This is a genomic window from Octadecabacter temperatus (assembly GCF_001187845.1).
Taxonomy (GTDB): Bacteria; Pseudomonadota; Alphaproteobacteria; order Rhodobacterales; family Rhodobacteraceae; genus Octadecabacter; species Octadecabacter temperatus.
Genome location: NZ_CP012160.1, coordinates 1,428,075 through 1,446,702, shown reverse-complemented (window position 1 = coordinate 1,446,702; position 18,628 = coordinate 1,428,075). Strand labels below are relative to the sequence as shown.

Sequence of the window (18,628 nt, the reverse complement as noted above, 5' to 3'; positions counted from 1 at the left end):
GCTCTATTCAACTGCTTGGCCAAAGACCGTAATTGCGATGCCAACACAGGTCAAAACCGCAAAAAAACCTGACTTGGCTGTGCGGCCTGTTTGATGTGCTGAAATCGCTGCGATACCTGCTTGCAGGGCATAGTAAGCTGCAAACGCGCGTGAGGCGTAGCTGATGATTTGGAACACATCCGCAGTCCACGTTAGAAACACGCCGACAATGACAAGCACCCCGTAGGCGCTTTTTTCGCTCACTTTGCCTTTGGTGATTTCGGAAATAAGGCCACCTGCACCGCTGGTGTCGGCCACCGCCGCGCTAAATTGCGCACTCAATGCAGCGGCCACAAGCAAAAGTGGAAGCACAGGCGCAACAATGGCCGTAAGATCAATAATCGCGGTTTCACTAAGCGTCAAAGATCCTGCGTCCAACGCATAAGTGAGCAAAACAATGTAGGCGATATAAATCACGGCAGAGATCAATTGCGCCAAACGCATCGAACGTATCCGAAGCGCTGCGCTATATGCATTACCAAGGTAGCGTGATGTCTCGAACCCTTGAACGGTCACGATCAAACCCGCCGCAAGTGTGAGTGCCCCCCAACCTGAAACTTGGGCAGGGTCAAACGCGAGTGTTTGGTCATGGACCGCTTCGCCAAAATACACGATTAGGCCGAAGAGCAGGCCCGCAATGATCGCAAGTTTGATCCCAACGGTGATTTGCTCCATGCGCTCTAGTGCTGAAAAACCGCGCGTCCAGCCCACCAATAGGATAATCGCAAATACCGAGGTCGTAAGTAGACGTGCGTTCTGGCTGTTGTTGAGGTCCGTAAGGCTAACCCCGAATGCGCCAAACAGGTTCAAGTAATACGCAACAGAAATGATAAATGCGAAGGCCAATACGACCGATGCAACCTTGTCCAATTGTTCAGTAAACGAAGGGCGCGAATGTCCGCGATCTATCTGGGCGATGTTGAACCGAATTGCGCTGCCAAACAGGTAGGCCACCACACAAAGCCCTGCCATCACCAATGGCGCGTACCCCCCATAGCTGACGTCGAGGATCGGCCCGAGAACCAAGAAGCCGCTCCCGATGATCGAGGCAAGCGGTGTGATCGTGGCCCGCCACAGCTGCGCATTTGCGACCCTTGGAAGGATCAGGATGCCGCCAACAATAACGACGACAGCAAGGATAAGTGCATTTAGCATATTTGCGTTAAACCGCGCTGTCGGTTTGCTGGCAAGCTGGTGAAACAGCGCACCTAGAACATGCAGCCATTTGGGTTGAACGCAAAGCTGGGACGGGTGGCATTTGATACCGTGTTAGCGCGCTTTGTGAGGGATAAAGTTTCAGTCCTTTGATGGACGAAACGCCAAAGAAAGTAGCAAGTTCGGTTGAAGTTGCGAAGCGACCTAAAAAAATGTTCTAAGACCGCAACACTGCTTTCAGAAAGGCTTCGCTATGACGCATGAGGGTGCCCACCTTGACCCAGAGAACTGGGATGAATTCAGCCGCGACATGCACAAGTTAATGGATCAATGCCTTGATCGTATGAAGCAAGCAAGAGATCTGCCATGGCAACCAAAGCCGAATGATCTTAGCGAACGGTTGTCACTGCAAGACGCAGAAACAGGGGCGGGTTCTGCGCAAACCTTCAACCAACTAACATCTGAAATCATGCCTTATGCCACGGGTAACACACACCCGAATTTCTTTGGCTGGGTACACGGCGCCGGGTTGCCTGTCTCTGTTGGGGCCGAGCTTGTGGCGGCCACGATGAATAGCAATTGTGGTGGCCGTGATCACGGCGCCATTGAGGTAGAGCGCGCAACGCTGGATTGGTTGCTCGGTGTTTCGGGCATGCCCAACGACGCCTCAGCGATCTTAACAACAGGAACGTCACAAGCGACGATCCTCGCCCTGATTGCTGCGCGCAATCGCCAGTTTGGTCAGGATGTTCGAAAGACCGGTATTCAATCACTGCCAAATGTTGCGGTCTATGTCCGCAAAGGAACCCATTCGTGCATTAGCAAAGCGCTAGAAGCGATCGGCTACGGGTCGGATGCAATTCATGTCGTTGATACGGACGACAACATGAAAATGAACTTAACATCATTGGCAGACGCGGTGGCCGCAGACCGTGCGGCGGGCAGGGTGCCGTTGGCGGTGGTCGGAACAGCCGGATCCGTGAACACAGGGTCGTTTGATGAATTAGATAAGATAGCTGATTTCTGCGGCGAGCAGAACATCTGGTTTCATGTCGATGCGGCTTTCGGCTTTTGGGCCAAGCTGGCTGACGATCCATGGAAACAGCTGACGAACGGAATGGAGCGGGCCAATTCGATTTCATGCGATTTTCATAAATGGTTGTCCGTCCCGTACGACTGCGGGGCGTGCATGATTTATGACCAGACTTTGCACTTTGACAGCTTCACCTCGCGCCCGAATTATCTGGAACAGCAGGACGCGGGCCTTGGCGGCGGCGACGTGTGGTATTGTGACTACGGGCTTGAGCTGTCCCGCGGCTTCAGAGCGTTGAAAGTCTGGACAGCAATTAAGTCCATCGGAACCGAGGCGTTTTCGAAATCCATTACCGACAATTGCAAGCAGGCCAATTTGATGGCCGACTTGGTCGAGGAATCCGACCTGCTAGAGCTCGCGTTTCCGGTCGCGTCCAATGTGTGTTGCTTCTCTGTCGCGCATGGAGACGTAAACAAAATCGCGGCTGAGCTCCAACTGAGCGGCGAGGCGGTTTTTTCGACCACGGTGATCCACGGGAAACCCTGTCTGCGTGCCGCGCTGGTGAACCACCGCACGACGTCTGACAACATCCGCCAATCGATCAAAGCTGTTGAGGATGCCGTAAGTCGTTGTAAATAAAACTGTTCGGGCAGCCGCGGGACTGCGCCCAGCCACCATTTACTCCGCTGGAACACCAAACGTCAGGGCTGCCCACAGGGTCTCCCATACAATATCGGCCTCACCTACAAGTTCTGGGTCAGGCTCGCGCAGCACCACCGCATCGACAAGATAACTGTGCCCCGCTTTGACGGGCAGGGTGGCAACACCCATCGCATCTGTGCGGTGCAGGGTAACGGCGACGGTGCCGTCGGGTGCCTTTTCAAACAGTTCAACTTGGGCATCGGCGCGCTGGTTGCCGAGGTAGAACAGCTGAACGCGGATGCCATTACTCAGATCATCTGTATAGGGATTATCAAGCGCGACGAACTCGGTCGCGAGACCGGTGTTGAAATCGCGCCCCATTGCGTTTCCAACACCAACGAGGGTCTTGGCAAACCGCCAGTACCCTTCGGAGAAACCGGTGCGGGGCAGGCCGCGGGCATCGTGGATGGCCTCAATGTCGGCGAAATCCTTATGCTCGGCGAAGGCCAAGAATTTAGCCCATTCCGAATAGCCGATTGTTGCAAGCCGCGACTGATAACTAATTACGTGCAATCCCTCAGCCAGAGGGTCGATATTCAAAGCAGGCCGCGCACCAAGGCGGTTTTCGACATCGTTCTGGCGCATGCCCGCTGCAACCGTAAAACGTTCAAACCGTTGAGGAAGATATCCCAGATGCGCCCCTGAAAACTCTTGTCCATTGATAAGCTCGCCGCTAATCATTCCATCTGAATCAACTTGATACGCCAATGGTTCAATCCAGAATTCATGGGATTGGGCGGGTAGGGCGGCAAAGACTGTTAGAAGGATGGCGAGTATGCGCATGGGGAACTCCGTTTGGGCTGAGACAAAGGTGACATTCATGCGGGTGGTGTCAATGGCTGCCCTCGTTTGGATCACGCTCGCGTCATTCGCAAATGCCCATGAAGTATTCCCGACGATTGGCGACATGGAGGTCGTGGACGATCAGATCACGTTCCGCCTTGAAGGGAACTTCGAAAGCATCGTTGCCGGAATCGATTTGGACGGTCTGGAAGACACGGAAGCCGCGCCAGAAGCCGATATTTATGACACCCTACGCGCGCTTGAACCTGATGCCCTTGGTGCCCAAATGCAGGCCTATTGGCCAAACATGGCGGATCAAATTACAGTTTTGTCGGGTGGTGAGCCGGTTGCGCTGTCACTGACATCGTTTGACGTGCCTGAGGTCGGCGATGTCGAGGTCGTGCGCCAATCTACGTTGGTTTTTCAAGGCACGCTTCCAGATGGTGCCCAGGATATGCAGATCGAATGGCCTTCTGAATACGGTGTGCTTGTGTTGCGTCAAGTGGGCGTTGAAGGGGGATGGGACGGCTATTTGTCCGGCGGTGGCCTGACAGATCCAGTGTCCCTAGCGGGTGGCGATGAAATGTCTGGTGGCGAGGCGTTTATGCGCTTTATCCCTGTTGGCGTTGAACACATTGTTCCGCTTGGATTGGATCACATTCTGTTCGTGCTGGGCTTGTTCTTCTTGTCCGTCAAAATGCGCCCGCTGCTTTGGCAGGTAACAGCGTTTACTGCGGCCCACACGGTGACATTGGCGCTGGCGACGATGGGGTATGTCAACATCCCAGACGAGCATATGTGGATCGTCGAAAGCATCATTGCAGCATCGATTGTTTATGTCGCTGTCGAGAACATATTCACGGATGGTCTGAACCCGTGGCGACCCGCGATTATCTTCTGCTTTGGCCTGCTGCACGGGCTTGGCTTCGCGTCGGTGCTTACGGCCTATGGTCTGCCGGACGGTGCTGTCCTGCCAGCATTGCTCGGCTTTAACATTGGCGTCGAACTGGGCCAGCTGTTGTGCATCGCGATTGCCTTTATCATCGTGGTGTCCGCGATCCGTCTTTCTGAAGACGGCAAAGCCAACAAGCCAGCCGCTTGGGTTTATATGGCCATCGCTATTCTCGTTGTGCCATTGGCGATCATCCCTGTTTCAGCGCTGGGCGCAGATGCGGTCGAGGCTTACTTGCCGCTGTTGTTCATGGTTGCAGCCCTGTCCGGTCTCTGTGCGGCGTCTTGTGCGGTGGAACGGTTTGAAAGCTACCGCCACATGGTCGCGATGCCTGCGAGTATCGGTATCGCGCTTATCGGCGCGTATTGGGTTGTTGAACGCGTGTTTCTTTAACGGATCGGTTTTTATTGGAGAATCCCACAATCAAAACGTCTTAGTAACGGTTTGTTAGGGGCTATCACGTAGCACGTTACCAGAGTGAATTTTTGGTGCTGTTATGATCGAGCTTCTTTTTAATGCCCACATCGTGGTGGACCCGATCGCTCTGATCTTGGCGTTGATATTGATCGTCAGCATCGTCAAACGGAAAAAACAGTCAGAGTGGAAAAGCCGACTGGTGATGGCGGGATTGTTTTCGTTCACCTTGATGCTCTCCATGTCCAACCCGATAGACCTAGGGGAAGGCGGTATTCACGACATGCGCGGCCTTCTTATTGGCGTCGCGGTTGCGTTGCTTGGGCCAACGGTAGGATTGCTAACGTTGGCGACAGGGCTGGCTATGCGTTTGGGCATTGGTGGGCCGGGCTTGGCTCCAGGGCTCGTCGCGATGTTCGCGGCTTTCGGGGGCGGTCTGGTCTGGCGTTACAAGTTTTATGACTCGGAGCACGCAGTTTGGATTAAGTCGGTAATCTTGGGGTGTTTGATATCGTTTCACCTCGTTGGACTGACGTTGTTTCCGGCGGACCTGGCGCTTCACCTCTTTTTGGTAATGGGGCCGTATTACATCGCTGGCAACATTATTGGTGCGCTGGTGATTAACTACCTGTTGGGCGGGGAGCTGTCCTTTCTGTCAGAAGCTCAAGCCCTAGAAATTGATGCGAACACAGATCACCTGACAGGGCTGTTAAACAGGCGCGGCTTGGAAAGCGCCTTACCGAACCTGAAGACAAAATTTGCGCCAAAGAAGGGGCGCGCCTTGCTCTACTTCGACATCGATAACTTCAAAACTTCCAACGACAAATATGGCCACGCCTTTGGTGACGACCTTTTGGTCGGAATTTCTGAACGTATTTCTATGAACCTACGAAGGCATGATGTGTTTGCGCGCATGGGGGGAGACGAATTTGCGGTCATTCTGCCTGAAGTGGACATCGAAGAAGCGCGGTTTGTTGCAGAACGCTGCCGATCCGTCGTTGGAGATGAAGGCTTTTTTTATGGCGAACAAAAAGTTCCTGTAACGCTTAGTATCGGCGCTGTTTGGCTGGATGAGCCTAGCGAAATGAACGCAATGATCCTCGCGGCGGACAGGGCAATGTATCATGCCAAGGTTAGCGGACGAAATGTCGTTGTTTTCTTGGAAAACCATAGCAACTCGACCTTGAAGCGACCAATTCAAAACATGCAGCAAGTCGCTTAAGAAAAGACCGCGTTGTGGCATTGATATTGGTGCGTGCAAGATTGACGTAAATCACTTGCGTCTTACCCAAACCCAAACTATACGCGCGACACGAAATCCCCAGACGGGGGCGGGTAACTTGGGGAGAAATCCCAAGGCATCCACCGGTTGGCGAAAGCTGATACCCCCGTCCAAGGCTAATGAAACCGGAAAGGAACTACACATGGCTCTTCCAGAGTTTACCATGCGCCAACTGCTTGAAGCAGGCGTACACTTCGGCCACCAGAAACAACGCTGGAACCCGAAGATGCAAGAATTCATCTACGGCGCCCGCAACGGCATCCACATCATGGACCTTACACAGACGCTTCCAATGTTGGACGCTGCTCTTGATATCGTTCAGAAAACTGTCGCTAAAGGCGGCCGTGTTTTGTTCGTTGGTACCAAGCGTCAGGCGCAGGCACCAATCAAAGACGCTGCTGAGAAGTCCGCGCAGTTCTACATGAACCACCGTTGGCTCGGCGGCACGTTGACCAACTGGCAGACTGTTTCCAAGTCTATCCAGCGTCTCAAGAACATCGACGAAGCAGCTGAGCGCGGTTTTGAAGGTTTGACCAAGAAAGAACGTCTTGGCATGGAACGTGAGCAGGGCAAGCTTGAAGCTTCCCTCGGCGGTATCCGCGAAATGGGCGGCGTACCTGACCTGTTGTTCGTCATCGACGTCAACAAAGAAGATCTGGCCATCGCTGAAGCCAACAAGCTGGGCATCCCAGTTGTAGCTGTTGTCGACACCAACTGTTCCCCAGCTGGCATCGACTACATCATCCCGGGCAACGACGACGCGGCCCGCGCGATTGCACTGTACACAGACCTCGCAGCACGCGCGGCACTGGACGGTATGACAGCACAGATGGGTGCCGCTGGCATCGACATCGGAGAAATGGAAGCCTCTGTTGAAGAAGAACTCGCAGAAGCAGCACCAGCTGAAGCACCTGCAGCCGAATAAGGCAGCGGACGCTTATACGAATTTGGATGCGGGGATAGCCTCGCATCCACTTCACACACATTCCAAAGGAGACCAAAGATGGCGATTACAGCTGCATTGGTAAAAGAACTGCGCGACTCCACAGGCGCGGGCATGATGGACGCTAAGAAAGCGTTGACTGAAACGAACGGCGACATGGAAGCAGCGGTCGATTGGCTGCGCACCAAAGGTCTTGCAAAGGCCGCTAAGAAATCCGGTCGTACAGCTGCTGAAGGCCTCGTGGCTGTTGCGGTTAAAGACGGCAAAGGTATCGCGGTTGAAGTGAACTCCGAAACTGACTTCGTTGGTAAAAACGCTGATTTCCAGAAAATGGTTTCCGGCATTGCTGACGTTGCGCTCTCTGTAGACGATGTTGACGCGCTGAAAGCGGCTGACATGGACGGCAAGTCTGTTGAGCAGACTGTCACAGATGCTGTTGCGATCATCGGTGAAAACATGTCCGTGCGCCGGATGGCGACATTGGGCGGCGACACTGTTGTGTCCTACGTTCACAACGCTGCGGCACCTGGCATGGGTAAAATCGGCGTTCTGGTTGCAATGACTGGCGGCGACGAATCCCTTGGCAAGCAGGTTGCGATGCACATCGCGGCTGTAAACCCAGCAGCACTTTCCGAAGCCGACATGGATGCGTCCATCGTTGAGAAGGAAAAGCAGGTCCAGATGGATATCGCACGTGAGTCCGGTAAGCCAGAAGCTGTAATCGAAAAGATGATCGTTGGCCGCATGAAGAAGTTCGTTGCTGAAGCGACACTTCTGAACCAAGCGTTCGTCGTGAACCCAGACCTGACAGTCGGGCAGGCGGCTTCTGAAGCTGGCGCGACCATCACAGGGTTTGCACGTTTGGAAGTTGGCGAAGGCATTGAAGTCGAAAAAGAAGACTTCGCAGCTGAAGTTGCGAAAATGAACGGTTAAGCCAGTACATTAAGTACAGCCAGTAAGCTTTTGAAAGGCCGCTCTTTTTTTTGAGCGGCCTTTCTTGTTTTTGGAATGTAGTTGCGGCCTTGCGATGGGAAGATCGCAAGGCCGCATTGACGTGCATCACAGGGATAAGAAAAACAACACACGACTACTCAGGGTGCTGGTCTCCTTGGGCTTAGCCCAAACAGACCAGCGTCCGGTTTCCCGGTGCGGCTAAGCTAGCCTTGAAATCTCAAGGGTTCAGAGCCACTGTTCCCAGGCCTAAGGCCACCACTCACGGAACAACCATAGAGTTGCATTTACGCAGGGGAAACTACAGTACGGGTTTCCTTACCGGCGCATTTTTGTCGATAATAAAGGGGAAAATGCGAGGATTTCGCGCAGAACGCGTTTACGCGGCTTCCAACTCGATCACAAACATCTGGTTGTAAAATGCTGCCTTTAGAACGGCTTGCGCTGTGGTTTCGACGTCTAAGGCTTCACGCGCCAAACGAAGGTGTTTCTCGATCGTTGCGGCCGTAAGTTCAAGCAGGATAGCAATATCTTGCGTTGTTTTGCCATCTCCGACCCATTGCAGAACTTCGCGCTGGCGTTTCGTCAGTTGGCGTTGAGAATAGGGCAGGGTTTGGATTTTTAGATGCATCACATTGTTTAACATAGTGATTTCGTCACCATACTTAGCCCATACTGCGTCAATATCGTCTTGGGACATGCCTGCTTTCGCCGTGAGCGCGGTCGCGCCCTTGGTGCGTTCCGTAACGCTCAGAAAGCTCACGGTATAGCCAGCTGTAACATTTTGGCCGATATTAAAAGCCATAACGTCTTGCTCTTGGGCGCTCAGCTCGGCTTGCTTCATCCAACTCCAAGAGCACGCGCCAGTGTTGGCGAGCGCCCAGCGGATCATCGGTGCGTGATAGAGATGACCTTTACCGAGAAATTCTTCCATGTAGCTGTCACCGTGGTTGGTGAGCAGAACCCAATCTTGAGGATCACCAAGCGAGCGGCCACTGCGGTAACGGGTAAAGCCGTAGATGATACGATCAAAGCCGTAAGAGGCCATACGGTTCGAATGCAAAGCCCAAAGGGCCTCAACGGTCGGCGCGTTCGTTAAAGAATTTAGGTATGAGGTTAGGTCTGACATTTTGTATGGGTAGCATTGTTTGTCTTAAGCGCGAAGGTTTTTTGTTAATTCGACCGGGTGCTACAATTGTCAACTTAACGCGTTCATGCATCTAATTGATTTCAAATAGCAATACATATTTTACATAATACTGATTATAGGAATTATGTACATTGGAAATCAGGATTACCAATTGCCCTCCACTATGTGGACCACGCGACTCTCTTCCCCCAAGTCTTCCGCCTATCAGCGCAGCTGAGCGACCTTTTCGACATAAGGGCCACGAGACGCCGTATTTCCCGTTGTTGCCGTACAGCTCACGCCAGGTACGATTTCGAAATCGATGTCGGCTGCGCTGAGAGCGTCGACGTCATTGGCGCTACGCGGATCGCCGGTTTGAAGATGAACGACACGTTTGCCTTGTCGTGCGGCTGAAACAAGTACGCCTAGAATTTTGTCTTGCGGCCATTGTTGGAGTTCTGGTGCGTTACCAAGCTGAACACGTTCGGCATCGCGCCGCGCAAGATCTAAAACTTCGCCGTCAATCTGATGATCATAATAAATCACATCAGCTTCTTGCAGCCGTTGAACGCCGCGCATCGTTATGAGGTCCTTTGAGCCAGGCCCTGCCCCAACCAGCGCAACCGAACCGGAACTGTCTGCGCCGAAACTTGCGGTGTCGATGGCTTTCTTAATCATCTGCGCGGCGTTGCGCTCTGCGCCGCGCGCATGAACGTCGCGAACCGGACCAGCAAACACCCAGCGCCAAAGATCACGTCGCATACGCGGGCCAAGGCGCGTCGCAGCACGATCACGCAAACGACCAGCCAGCGCGGCCAAGTCGCCCAAGCGCGGCTCAAGCATGTCTTCAAGGCGGGTTTTGATCTGGCGTGCCAACACCGGTGCCGTGCCCTCAGTACCAATCGCCACAACAACCGGCGAGCGGTCGACAATCGAAGGTGTCAGCGCATCGCAAAGATGCGGTTGATCTACAACATTGACCGTCGCCCCAGCAGATTTCGCAAACATATGCAGGCTGGCATCTGCTGCGGGACACCCCGAAGCGATGAACACAAGGGCGGCGTCTTTAAAGTCGCTTGGGCTAATCGGGCCCCGTTGCCAGTTAATCCGCCCCTGCCCGTTAAGGTCTTCAAGCTCAGGATCGAGTGATTGTGCCAACACGGTTATCGCGGCCTCGGTTTTCAGGATCAGACGGCATTTTTGCGCGGCTTGCTCTCCGCCGCCGGCAATAATGACGCGGCGACCCTGCATTTGCAGAAACATGGGAAAGGTCTTCATCCTGCTCTCCTTGATAGGGAATGTCGGTCGCGCCACATGTCCGCTGCAAGGGCGCTGGATTGCGAGACTGTAGCGGCTTCATCCAGTGTCCAAAGGGCCAACGCGGCCGTTCCTATGATCGTCTCGATGGCGAATGTGTCGTCACTTGAACCACGCCATAATGATTTAATATCAAAGGCTTGCTCGGGTTCGTTCATGCGGCGTGTTTCGCTTAGGCATGCGGGGGCTGAGGTGTTCAACTCTTCCCCATTGCGCAAACCAAAGATGGCCGTTTCCTTCGTTGGGTTACGCTCGAATTCGCCACCGCCGCCTTTGATGACGGTCAAATTTCTGTCGCCAAGTAAAGCAGCCGCGCGCGATTGCAACCCGCGATAGGACGGATGAAAGACACCCTGTACCGATGCCCCTGCCCCAGACGGATTCCACATACGAAGAACCGTGTTGATGCAGCTTCGCAGCCCGAATGTATCGCGCAGTTTTAACAACTCAAACGCGGCCGGGTTTAAGGTTTCAAGTGGTCGGTATGTGAGCCCGTCACCTTCCAGCTCGAGATCGTACAGAACCTCACGCACATCCGCAGCTGAGCTTTGGTGCGAGTTCCAGCCATGAAGCGTAACCGCGTATCCAGCCTGTGCCACCAGCTTTGCGGCGAGTAGAAACAGCGGCGAACCACGTGTGCGCCCAGCAGCGTAACAGGGCCAATCCAAGTCAGCGGTAGGGAAGTTTGGCGTTGTGGCCCGTAATGCGGCCGTAAACCCTGCGATTTCCGCATCTGTTTCACCGCGCAAACGCAGCACCATAAGAAGCGCACCAACGGCTTCAGGCGCGGCATCACCTGACAACATCAATGTCATCGCTTGCTGCGCCTCGTCCTGCGTCAATGGGCGTGCGCGGCCTTTGCCGCGGGCGACAATACGAACAAATGGCGCAAGCGTCATTCTGCGGCCATTGGAAGTTGGAAATCTGCGAGCAAGCGGGCCAATTCAGGTTTGCACGAGCCGCAATTGGTCCCAGCAGACGTGGCGTCGCCCAAGGCATCGACACTGTTCGCACCGTCCGCGATTGCCTGTCGCAAGGTGTTCACACCAACGTTGAGGCAGGCACAAATGGTGGCGCCCGGATCTGGTTGGTCCGCACCGCTTTGCCCAGCCAGCGCCAACAGCGGCGGCGTTTCGGTGCCGATCAAGGACACCGCGTGGCTACGGGACAGGGACACAGGTTTTGGGCTGATAAAGAAAAGCCCGATCACCTGGTCGCCATCATGAAACGCAAGACGGGTTTGTTGCCCTGTGTTGTCCCGAACCTCAGACACGTCGCCCTGCCCTATGTCCATGAGATCACGCGCAAGCGCTTCCCAGTTTTCAGGCGCATCAAGACCCGCGAATTCACCCTGCCAACCGGTCAAGGTTCGTGAAATAGCGCCATACGTGCAATCGGGGCTAATGGGGTTCAAACCCGCGGCATAACCGTACCAGCTCGCGCCATATCTGCGTGCCGTGACATTGATATTCTTGGACGCAGGTTGCCCAGAAAACGGATCAACTACAGATGAGGCCAGATTATTCACCCAAGCTTTGCTGCTTTGCTGGCGGGTCCAGTGCATGGGCGCGAAGAGTTGACGCTCAGTGGTGCGATCAGTGATGAGAGCCCGCAGAACTGACGTCCCCTTCGGGTTGCTTAGCTCAATTAGATCGCCAGCCGTGATGTCCAATTTGGCCGCATCAACGGGGTGAATTTCAACGTAAGGTTCCGCCAAATGCGCCCCAAGACGCGGGGCTTTGCCTGTGCGGGTCATTGTGTGCCACTGATCGCGGTTGCGCCCAGTATTCAATATAAATCCGTCACCCTCGCACGGCGTTGGTGCGCAGACAGGCAGCATACGTGCTTTGCCATCAGGGTGATAGAATCCACCATCCGCGAAGAACCGTTTTCCATCTTTAGGCCACTGCGTCGGTATCAAGTTGGCGTAGTCGGCATCTGCAAAGATGCTCAGATCAAGGTCACGCCCGAAGTCAGCGGAGGCAGATGAAAGTGCGACGTATTCGGCAAACACCTCAGCAGGAGACGCAAAGGTAAACGCGTCTTTCCAACCCATTCGAACACCAACGTCACAGATGATTTCCCAATCTGGACGGGCTTGTCCTGGCACGGGAAGGAACGCGCGCTGGCGTGAAATACGGCGTTCTGAATTGGTAACCGTGCCATCTTTTTCGCCCCATCCGGTTGCCGGCAACAACACGTCCGCCAGATCACCGGTATCCGTGCGTGCCATGATGTCAGAGACGACGACAAACGGCACCTTTTTGATCGCCTCTGCAACGCCATCGGCGTCTGGCAAGCTAACGGCAGGATTGGTCGAGATAACCCAGAGCGCCTTGATCTTCCCGTCAGCGCAGGCCTGAAACATATCGACCGCCTTAAGGCCAGCCTGCGTCGACATAGTCGGGCTGTTCCAAAAGTTTTGTACGCAATCGCGGTGATCTGGGTTTTCGATGTCCAGATGATTGGCGAGCATATTGGCCAAGCCGCCTACCTCACGCCCACCCATCGCATTGGGTTGTCCTGTAACAGAAAACGGCCCACAGCCCGGCGTTCCGATGCGCCCTGTTGCAAGGTGGCAATTCAGGATCGCGTTCACTTTGTCAGATCCGCTTTCAGATTGGTTTACCCCTTGGGAATAAACCGTGACCACCTTTTGCGTGCTAGTCCAAAGCTGATAGAAGTCAGACAGCTCTTGTGGGGTTAGCCCGCTTTCAGATGGATCATCAAGGCGGGCTTGCGTGATCGCAGGAAGGCCGCCTTCGACGTGATCGCGGATGTAGTCATTGTTCAACGCACCTGTGTCAGCCAAATGCGCCAGCAACCCGTTGAACAGCGCGACGTCGCCGTCTTTTGCGATCCGCAAATGGATGTCAGCTAGGTCGGTGGTCGCGGTTTTGCGCGGGTCGATATTGACGATGCGCATGTTGGGGCGCTCGGCTTTCGCCGCAGCGATGCGATGGTGCAGCACGGGATGGCACCATGCAAGGTTGGACCCGACCAACACGATCAGATCCGCCTGTTCAAGGTCCTCATAGGTGCCGGGCACAGTGTCGGTCCCAAAGGCCCGTTTATGGCCCACAACAGATGACGCCATGCATAGCCGCGAGTTCGTGTCGACGTTCGCAGAGCCAATGAACCCCTTCATCAGCTTGTTGGCGACGTAGTAATCCTCCGTGAGGATTTGTCCTGAAAGGTAGAACGCAACACTGTCGGGGCCATGCTCACGGATGGCGGTGTTGAACTGTTCAGCAATAAGGTCGAGGGTTTCGTCCCAATCGGCATCCTTGCCGTTGACCTTTGGCGTCAGAAGCCGTCCTTCAAGATCAATGGTTTCACCAAGTGCCGCCCCTTTTGAACACAGCCGCCCAAAGTTCGCTGGATGTTCAGGGTCGCCCTTAATGGTGCCGTCAGCACCGGCCAAAACCCCGCAGCCGACGCCGCAATAGGGGCAAACTGTCTTCGTTAGATTCATGCAACCGCCCGTCTGACTAGGAAGGCTGTATCAAGCGTGATGCGCCCATCAACGACCTTGGCCGGATAGGTTGCCACCTGCCCCTCGTCCGCGCCCTGCACTTCCCCTGTTTCCAGCGAGATAACCCAGTTGTGCAACGGGCACGTCACGGATTTATCATGCACGATCCCATCTGCCAGCGGACCCTGTTTGTGCGGACACGCATTGTCGAGGGCGTAGACCTCATCCGCTCCGGTGCGGAACACAGCGACGCAGCCATGCGCGGTTTTGATCAGGCGCGCGCCCCGTTTCGGTACGTCTTCAAGGGCGGCGATATCGACCCAATTGGCTGGTTGCTCGTTCATTCTGCGGCCTCCAAAGTCAGGTCAGCTAGTGGCTGATAGGTTTCGGCCTTGGCGACGTGCTGCGCCCAAGGGTCCTTGCGGTAGATAGTTTGTGAAAGATCGAAACGCTCAACCAGCGCTGCGCGCGTGTCGAGGTCCTCAACGGTTTCTTGGATCCACTCAAGGCCAACCTTGTCCATCCATTTATAGATGCGATCCAAATATTTGGCGTTTTCACGATAGGATTGTGTAACCGCTTTTATGACGTCGACGACTTCTTCTTCCGTCGGAACCTGGCACAGCAGAACCGTTTCGCGCACATCCATGCCCGCAGCCCCACCGATGCTGATCTGATACCCACTGTCGACACAGACGATGCCGATGTCCTTACAGGTGGCCTCAGCGCAGTTGCGCGGACACCCCGAAACACCAAGCTTCAACTTATGCGGCGTCCAAGAGCCCCAGAGTATCTTTTCCAGTTTGATGCCAAGACCGGTGCTGTCCTGGGTCCCAAAACGGCAATGGTCCGTACCAACACAGGTTTTGACCGTACGCAACCCTTTGGAATAAGCGTGGCCAGACACCATGCCAGCCTTGTTCAGATCGTCCCAAATTGCTGGCAGGTCTTCACCCTTTACACCGAGCAAATCGATCCGCTGACCGCCAGTGACCTTAACGGTTGGCACCTCAAACTTATCGGCGGCATCGGCAATCGCACGCAGCTCATCCGGTGTGGTGATCCCACCCCACATGCGCGGAACAACTGAGAATGTGCCGTCTTTCTGGATGTTGGCGTGCTTGCGTTCGTTAATGAAACGCGACTGCGGGTCATCTTGGTATTCAAGCGGCCAGTCGGCCAGCAGATAGAAATTCAATGCCGGGCGGCAGACATGGCAGCCACAGGATGTCTTCCAACCGCATTCCTGCCAAACGGCGGGCATTGAGGTCAGTTTTTGCGACTTGATCATGCGACGCACGTCTTCGTGCGTCATGTCTGTGCAGCCACAAATGGACGCGGCCGCTGGGATGACAAAATCATCGCCCAGTGTGACGGCCAAGACCTGTTCAACCAATCCGGTGCAGGTCCCGCAGGATGCGGATGCTTTTGTGCTGGCTTTGATGGCAGCTAGGTCGCCAGAACCAGCTGCGATTGCGTCTTCGATTTCACCTTTGGAAATGCCGTTGCAGCCGCAGATTTCCGCATCACGCGGTAAGGCTGCAACGGCTGAGAGCGGGTCCGAGGCACCGCCCCCCTGAAAGGCTGGACCAAAGATCAAGGTCTCGCGCATGTCAGACACGTCGGTCTTTTCGCGGATCAGGCCAAAGAACCAGTTGCTGTCAGCGGTGTCGCCATACATGACGGCCCCGACGACAACGTTATCTTCAAGCACCAAGCGGCGGTAAACGCCGCGCGCAGGGTCGCGGAACACAATATCTTCGCGCCCTTCCCCTTCAGCGAAATCACCCGCGCTGAACAGATCACAGCCCGTGACCTTCAACTTGGTGGACAGTTCTTTCTGAACGAATTGCGCCTCGTCGCCCATCAGCGTTTTCGCGACGACCTTTGCTTGATCATAAAGCGGGGCAACCAAACCAAAGATCGCACCGTCGTGTTCAACACATTCGCCAACCGCCAAAATATCGGCATCAGACGTACACATTTGATCATCCACATGGATGCCCTTGCCGACAGCCACGCCAGCGTCTTGCGCAAGCTTGGTATTCGGGCGGATGCCCACGGCCATGACCAACAAGTCACACGGCAATTCAGTGCCATCATCCAACAGCAACGCACGGACTTTACCGTTTTCGCCAAGGATTTCTTTTGAGTTGGCAGAGCATTTAACGGTAATGCCCTTGTCCACCAATGCCTTGCGCAAAAGGTAGCCCGCGGCTTCGTCCAACTGACGTTCCATCAAGTGGCCCATGATGTGAATAACGGTGACGTCGACACCCCGCGCGGCCATGCCTGCAGCCGCCTCTAGGCCCAACAAACCACCACCGATGACAACGCATTTATTGTCAGGGCCAAGGCCCATCATGCGCTCGGTGTCCTCAAGGTCGCGGTAGGCAATGACGCCTTCAAGATCATGACCCGGAAGCGGGATCATAAACGGATTAGACCCCGTCCCGAACAGCAGTTTGTCATAGGACAGAACATCGCCGTTTTCAGCCGTCACAGTTTTGGCGGCCCGATCAATCGATGCGATTTTCTCACCGAAGCGGCAGGTGATGCCGTTCTCTTCGTACCATTCAGCCGTGTGGGTTTCGATTTCGGCATATGTTTTTTCGCCGGACAAAACGGGCGAAAGCATGATGCGGTTGTAGTTGCCGCGCGGTTCCGCGTTAAACAACGTTACGTCGTAATCCGCGCCTGCATCCAACAGATGCTCCAGCGCGCGGCCTGTCGCCATGCCAGCGCCGATTATGATCAATCTCTGTGTCATTATTCTGCCGCCACTGTTGTTATGGGTTTCGGTTTCGGGGTTTTTCCGTGTTCATATTCCTCAAGGAAATCAAGAACCTCTGCGCGGTAGTTGTAGTAATCTGGATGCTCTAGCAACGCTTTGCGTGTGCGTGGGCGTGGCAGTTTCACATCGGTAATTTTGCCGATTGTGGCCTGTGGTCCGTTGGTCATCATCACCACGCGATCCGCGAGCAAAATAGCCTCATCCACATCGTGCGTGACGCAGATGGCGGTCACTTTGGTACGGGACCAAACCTCCATCAGGACCTCTTGTAGCTCCCAACGAGTAAGACTGTCGAGCATGCCGAATGGTTCGTCCAAAAGCAGCAATTTCGGCGACAGCGCAAATGCGCGTGCGATCCCGACCCGCTGTTTCATACCGTTGGACATGGAGGATGCGACCGTATCCATGCTGTCGGCCAAACCAACACGTTCAAGGTAGTATTCAATCACGTCCTGACGTTCGGCTTGGGACGCACGCGGGTAAACCTTATGCACGCCAATCGCGACGTTTTCCTTGGCTGTCAGCCATGGAAACAGGTTTGGCGACTGAAAGACCACAGCGCGTTCTGGATCAGCGCCTTCAACGTTCCAACCATCCAGTTTGATCGCACCCTTTGAAATCGGGTTCAGGCCGGCGGCCATGGTCAGAACCGTGGATTTACCACAGCCAGAATGCCCGATCAGGCTGATGAATTCACCCTTGTTGACCTTAAGGTCAAAGTCTTCGACCACGGTTAGCGGGCCTTTGGGCGTTGGGTACACTTTGTGTAGCTGCGAGAAGTTCAAATAGCGTTCTTCGATGCCGCCCTCTTGTGCCTCGGCGACCGCCGCAGGAACCGAATGGATCGGGGTTACGTCTGGCAAATGCCGCGTATCTTCGACCTTGGCCGCGATACCGATATCCATCAAATACTTGGTTACCTGTGCACGCAACGCTTTAAATGTTGCGTCATCGTTCATCGCACCGCGATCACGTGGGCGCGGAATGTTGACGGTAACCGGATCGGCCAAGGTGCCATCCGGGTTCAATGGTATGATACGGTCGGCCAGCAAAATCGCCTCGTCCACGTCATTGGTGATCAGGATACAGGTCTTCTTGTCCGTCTCCCAAATATCAAGGATTTCGTCTGCGAGATTGGCACGGGTCAACGCATCGAGCGCACTTAGCGGCTCGTCCAGCAACAACATCTCAGGGCTCATTGCCAGTGCACGGGCAACGGACACCCGTTGGCGCATGCCACCGGACAGTTCTGATGGTCGCCGCGACGTTGCGTGGGACAGCCCCACCATGCTGACATAGTGGTCAATCTTGGCTTGGCGTTCTTCTTTGTTCAGCTTTGGGAACACCGCATCGACCGCAAGGCCGACGTTTCCCCCAACCGTAAGCCACGGCATCAGAGAGTAGCTTTGAAAGACCAGACCACGTTCCGGCCCAGGCCCCTTAATAGGCACGCCTTTAAAGGTAACGCTGCCGGTGTCGGGCATTTCCAGCCCAGCGATCAGGTTCATCAGTGTGGATTTCCCTGTACCGGAAAATCCGAGGATTGCGACGAACTCACCGTCTTCGATTTCAAGATTGATGTCTTGAAGAACATCGACGCGGTTGGTGCCTTGGCCGAAGCCCTTGGAGACGTTTTCAAACTTTAGGATGCTCATATCG

At 54.7% G+C, this 18,628-nt stretch carries 14 protein-coding genes; 5 read left to right on the top strand and 9 right to left on the bottom strand.

The genetic code is table 11. From position 1 onward, the window contains the following. Positions 1-3: 3 nt before the first annotated feature. The gene (locus OSB_RS07300) at positions 4-1,194 is read right to left on the bottom strand and encodes a hypothetical protein (protein WP_049834369.1); all 1,191 of its coding nucleotides are present in this window, start codon (positions 1,192-1,194) and stop codon (positions 4-6) included. Positions 1,195-1,447: 253 nt separating this feature from the next. On the opposite strand from OSB_RS07300, the gene OSB_RS07295 reads away from it, so the two are divergent. Next, positions 1,448-2,866, top strand: a complete 1,419-nt coding sequence (locus OSB_RS07295; RefSeq protein ID WP_074202205.1) for a pyridoxal phosphate-dependent decarboxylase family protein — start codon at positions 1,448-1,450, stop codon at positions 2,864-2,866. A gap of 39 nt (positions 2,867-2,905) precedes the next feature. On the opposite strand, the gene OSB_RS07290 is transcribed toward OSB_RS07295, so the two are convergent. Then, positions 2,906-3,712: a DUF4198 domain-containing protein gene (locus OSB_RS07290; RefSeq protein ID WP_049834368.1), complete on the bottom strand. Its 807-nt coding sequence runs from the start codon at positions 3,710-3,712 to the stop codon at positions 2,906-2,908. On the opposite strand from OSB_RS07290, the gene OSB_RS07285 reads away from it, so the two are divergent. The 4 genes from OSB_RS07285 (at position 3,705) to tsf (ending at position 8,236) form a co-directional block, all read left to right on the top strand. Next, the gene (locus OSB_RS07285) at positions 3,705-5,057 is read left to right on the top strand and encodes a HupE/UreJ family protein (RefSeq protein ID WP_327196171.1); all 1,353 of its coding nucleotides are present in this window, start codon (positions 3,705-3,707) and stop codon (positions 5,055-5,057) included. The two genes, OSB_RS07290 and OSB_RS07285, sit on opposite strands and share 8 nt — an antisense overlap. Before the next feature lie 103 nt (positions 5,058-5,160). Next, on the top strand, positions 5,161-6,300 hold the full coding sequence (locus tag OSB_RS07280) for a diguanylate cyclase (protein WP_049834366.1): 1,140 nt from the start codon (positions 5,161-5,163) through the stop codon (positions 6,298-6,300). A 202-nt stretch (positions 6,301-6,502) separates the two neighbouring features. Continuing rightward, positions 6,503-7,285 carry a 30S ribosomal protein S2 gene (gene rpsB / locus OSB_RS07275; RefSeq protein ID WP_049834365.1) on the top strand — a complete coding sequence of 261 codons (783 nt, stop codon included), beginning with the start codon at positions 6,503-6,505 and terminating at the stop codon, positions 7,283-7,285. Positions 7,286-7,363: 78 nt separating this feature from the next. Next, positions 7,364-8,236, top strand: coding sequence for a translation elongation factor Ts (tsf, locus tag OSB_RS07270; RefSeq protein WP_049834364.1), 873 nt, complete (start codon positions 7,364-7,366; stop codon positions 8,234-8,236). A gap of 397 nt (positions 8,237-8,633) precedes the next feature. Here the strand turns inward: tsf and OSB_RS07265 are convergent, their stop codons facing one another. The 7 genes from OSB_RS07265 to OSB_RS07235 form a co-directional block, all read right to left on the bottom strand. Then, the gene (locus OSB_RS07265) at positions 8,634-9,383 is read right to left on the bottom strand and encodes an autoinducer binding domain-containing protein (RefSeq protein ID WP_049834363.1); all 750 of its coding nucleotides are present in this window, start codon (positions 9,381-9,383) and stop codon (positions 8,634-8,636) included. A gap of 225 nt (positions 9,384-9,608) precedes the next feature. Further along, entirely contained in the window at positions 9,609-10,661 is a 1,053-nt protein-coding gene (locus OSB_RS07260; RefSeq protein WP_049834362.1) for a siroheme synthase family protein, read from the bottom strand. Next, a complete protein-coding gene (locus OSB_RS07255) occupies positions 10,658-11,599 on the bottom strand; it encodes a glycosyl transferase family protein (RefSeq protein WP_049834361.1) in 942 nt (313 codons plus the stop codon). Before OSB_RS07255 ends, OSB_RS07260 begins: the two co-directional genes overlap by 4 nt. Further along, positions 11,596-14,175, bottom strand: a complete 2,580-nt coding sequence (locus OSB_RS07250; RefSeq protein ID WP_049834360.1) for a nitrate reductase — start codon at positions 14,173-14,175, stop codon at positions 11,596-11,598. Before OSB_RS07250 ends, OSB_RS07255 begins: the two co-directional genes overlap by 4 nt. Beyond that, on the bottom strand, positions 14,172-14,519 hold the full coding sequence (gene nirD / locus OSB_RS07245; RefSeq protein ID WP_049834359.1) for a nitrite reductase small subunit NirD: 348 nt from the start codon (positions 14,517-14,519) through the stop codon (positions 14,172-14,174). The genes OSB_RS07250 and nirD overlap by 4 nt, the downstream gene beginning before the upstream one ends. Beyond that, positions 14,516-16,945 (bottom strand): nitrite reductase large subunit NirB, encoded by a 2,430-nt coding sequence (gene nirB, locus OSB_RS07240; protein WP_049834358.1) that lies wholly within the window; start codon positions 16,943-16,945, stop codon positions 14,516-14,518. Before nirB ends, nirD begins: the two co-directional genes overlap by 4 nt. Further along, positions 16,945-18,624: an ABC transporter ATP-binding protein gene (locus OSB_RS07235; protein WP_200802526.1), complete on the bottom strand. Its 1,680-nt coding sequence runs from the start codon at positions 18,622-18,624 to the stop codon at positions 16,945-16,947. Before OSB_RS07235 ends, nirB begins: the two co-directional genes overlap by 1 nt. Between the last annotated feature and the right edge of the window lie 4 nt (positions 18,625-18,628).

Coding starts and splice junctions, on each gene's coding strand:
- OSB_RS07300 (WP_049834369.1), bottom strand. CDS start 1,194: ATGCTAAATGCACTTATCCTTGCTGTCGTCGTTATTGTTGGCGGCATC.
- OSB_RS07295 (WP_074202205.1), top strand. CDS start 1,448: ATGACGCATGAGGGTGCCCACCTTGACCCAGAGAACTGGGATGAATTC.
- OSB_RS07285 (WP_327196171.1), top strand. CDS start 3,705: ATGCGCATGGGGAACTCCGTTTGGGCTGAGACAAAGGTGACATTCATG.
- OSB_RS07290 (WP_049834368.1), bottom strand. CDS start 3,712: ATGCGCATACTCGCCATCCTTCTAACAGTCTTTGCCGCCCTACCCGCC.
- OSB_RS07280 (WP_049834366.1), top strand. CDS start 5,161: ATGATCGAGCTTCTTTTTAATGCCCACATCGTGGTGGACCCGATCGCT.
- rpsB (WP_049834365.1), top strand. CDS start 6,503: ATGGCTCTTCCAGAGTTTACCATGCGCCAACTGCTTGAAGCAGGCGTA.
- tsf (WP_049834364.1), top strand. CDS start 7,364: ATGGCGATTACAGCTGCATTGGTAAAAGAACTGCGCGACTCCACAGGC.
- OSB_RS07265 (WP_049834363.1), bottom strand. CDS start 9,383: ATGTCAGACCTAACCTCATACCTAAATTCTTTAACGAACGCGCCGACC.
- OSB_RS07260 (WP_049834362.1), bottom strand. CDS start 10,661: ATGAAGACCTTTCCCATGTTTCTGCAAATGCAGGGTCGCCGCGTCATT.
- OSB_RS07255 (WP_049834361.1), bottom strand. CDS start 11,599: ATGACGCTTGCGCCATTTGTTCGTATTGTCGCCCGCGGCAAAGGCCGC.
- OSB_RS07250 (WP_049834360.1), bottom strand. CDS start 14,175: ATGAATCTAACGAAGACAGTTTGCCCCTATTGCGGCGTCGGCTGCGGG.
- nirD (WP_049834359.1), bottom strand. CDS start 14,519: ATGAACGAGCAACCAGCCAATTGGGTCGATATCGCCGCCCTTGAAGAC.
- nirB (WP_049834358.1), bottom strand. CDS start 16,945: ATGACACAGAGATTGATCATAATCGGCGCTGGCATGGCGACAGGCCGC.
- OSB_RS07235 (WP_200802526.1), bottom strand. CDS start 18,624: ATGAGCATCCTAAAGTTTGAAAACGTCTCCAAGGGCTTCGGCCAAGGC.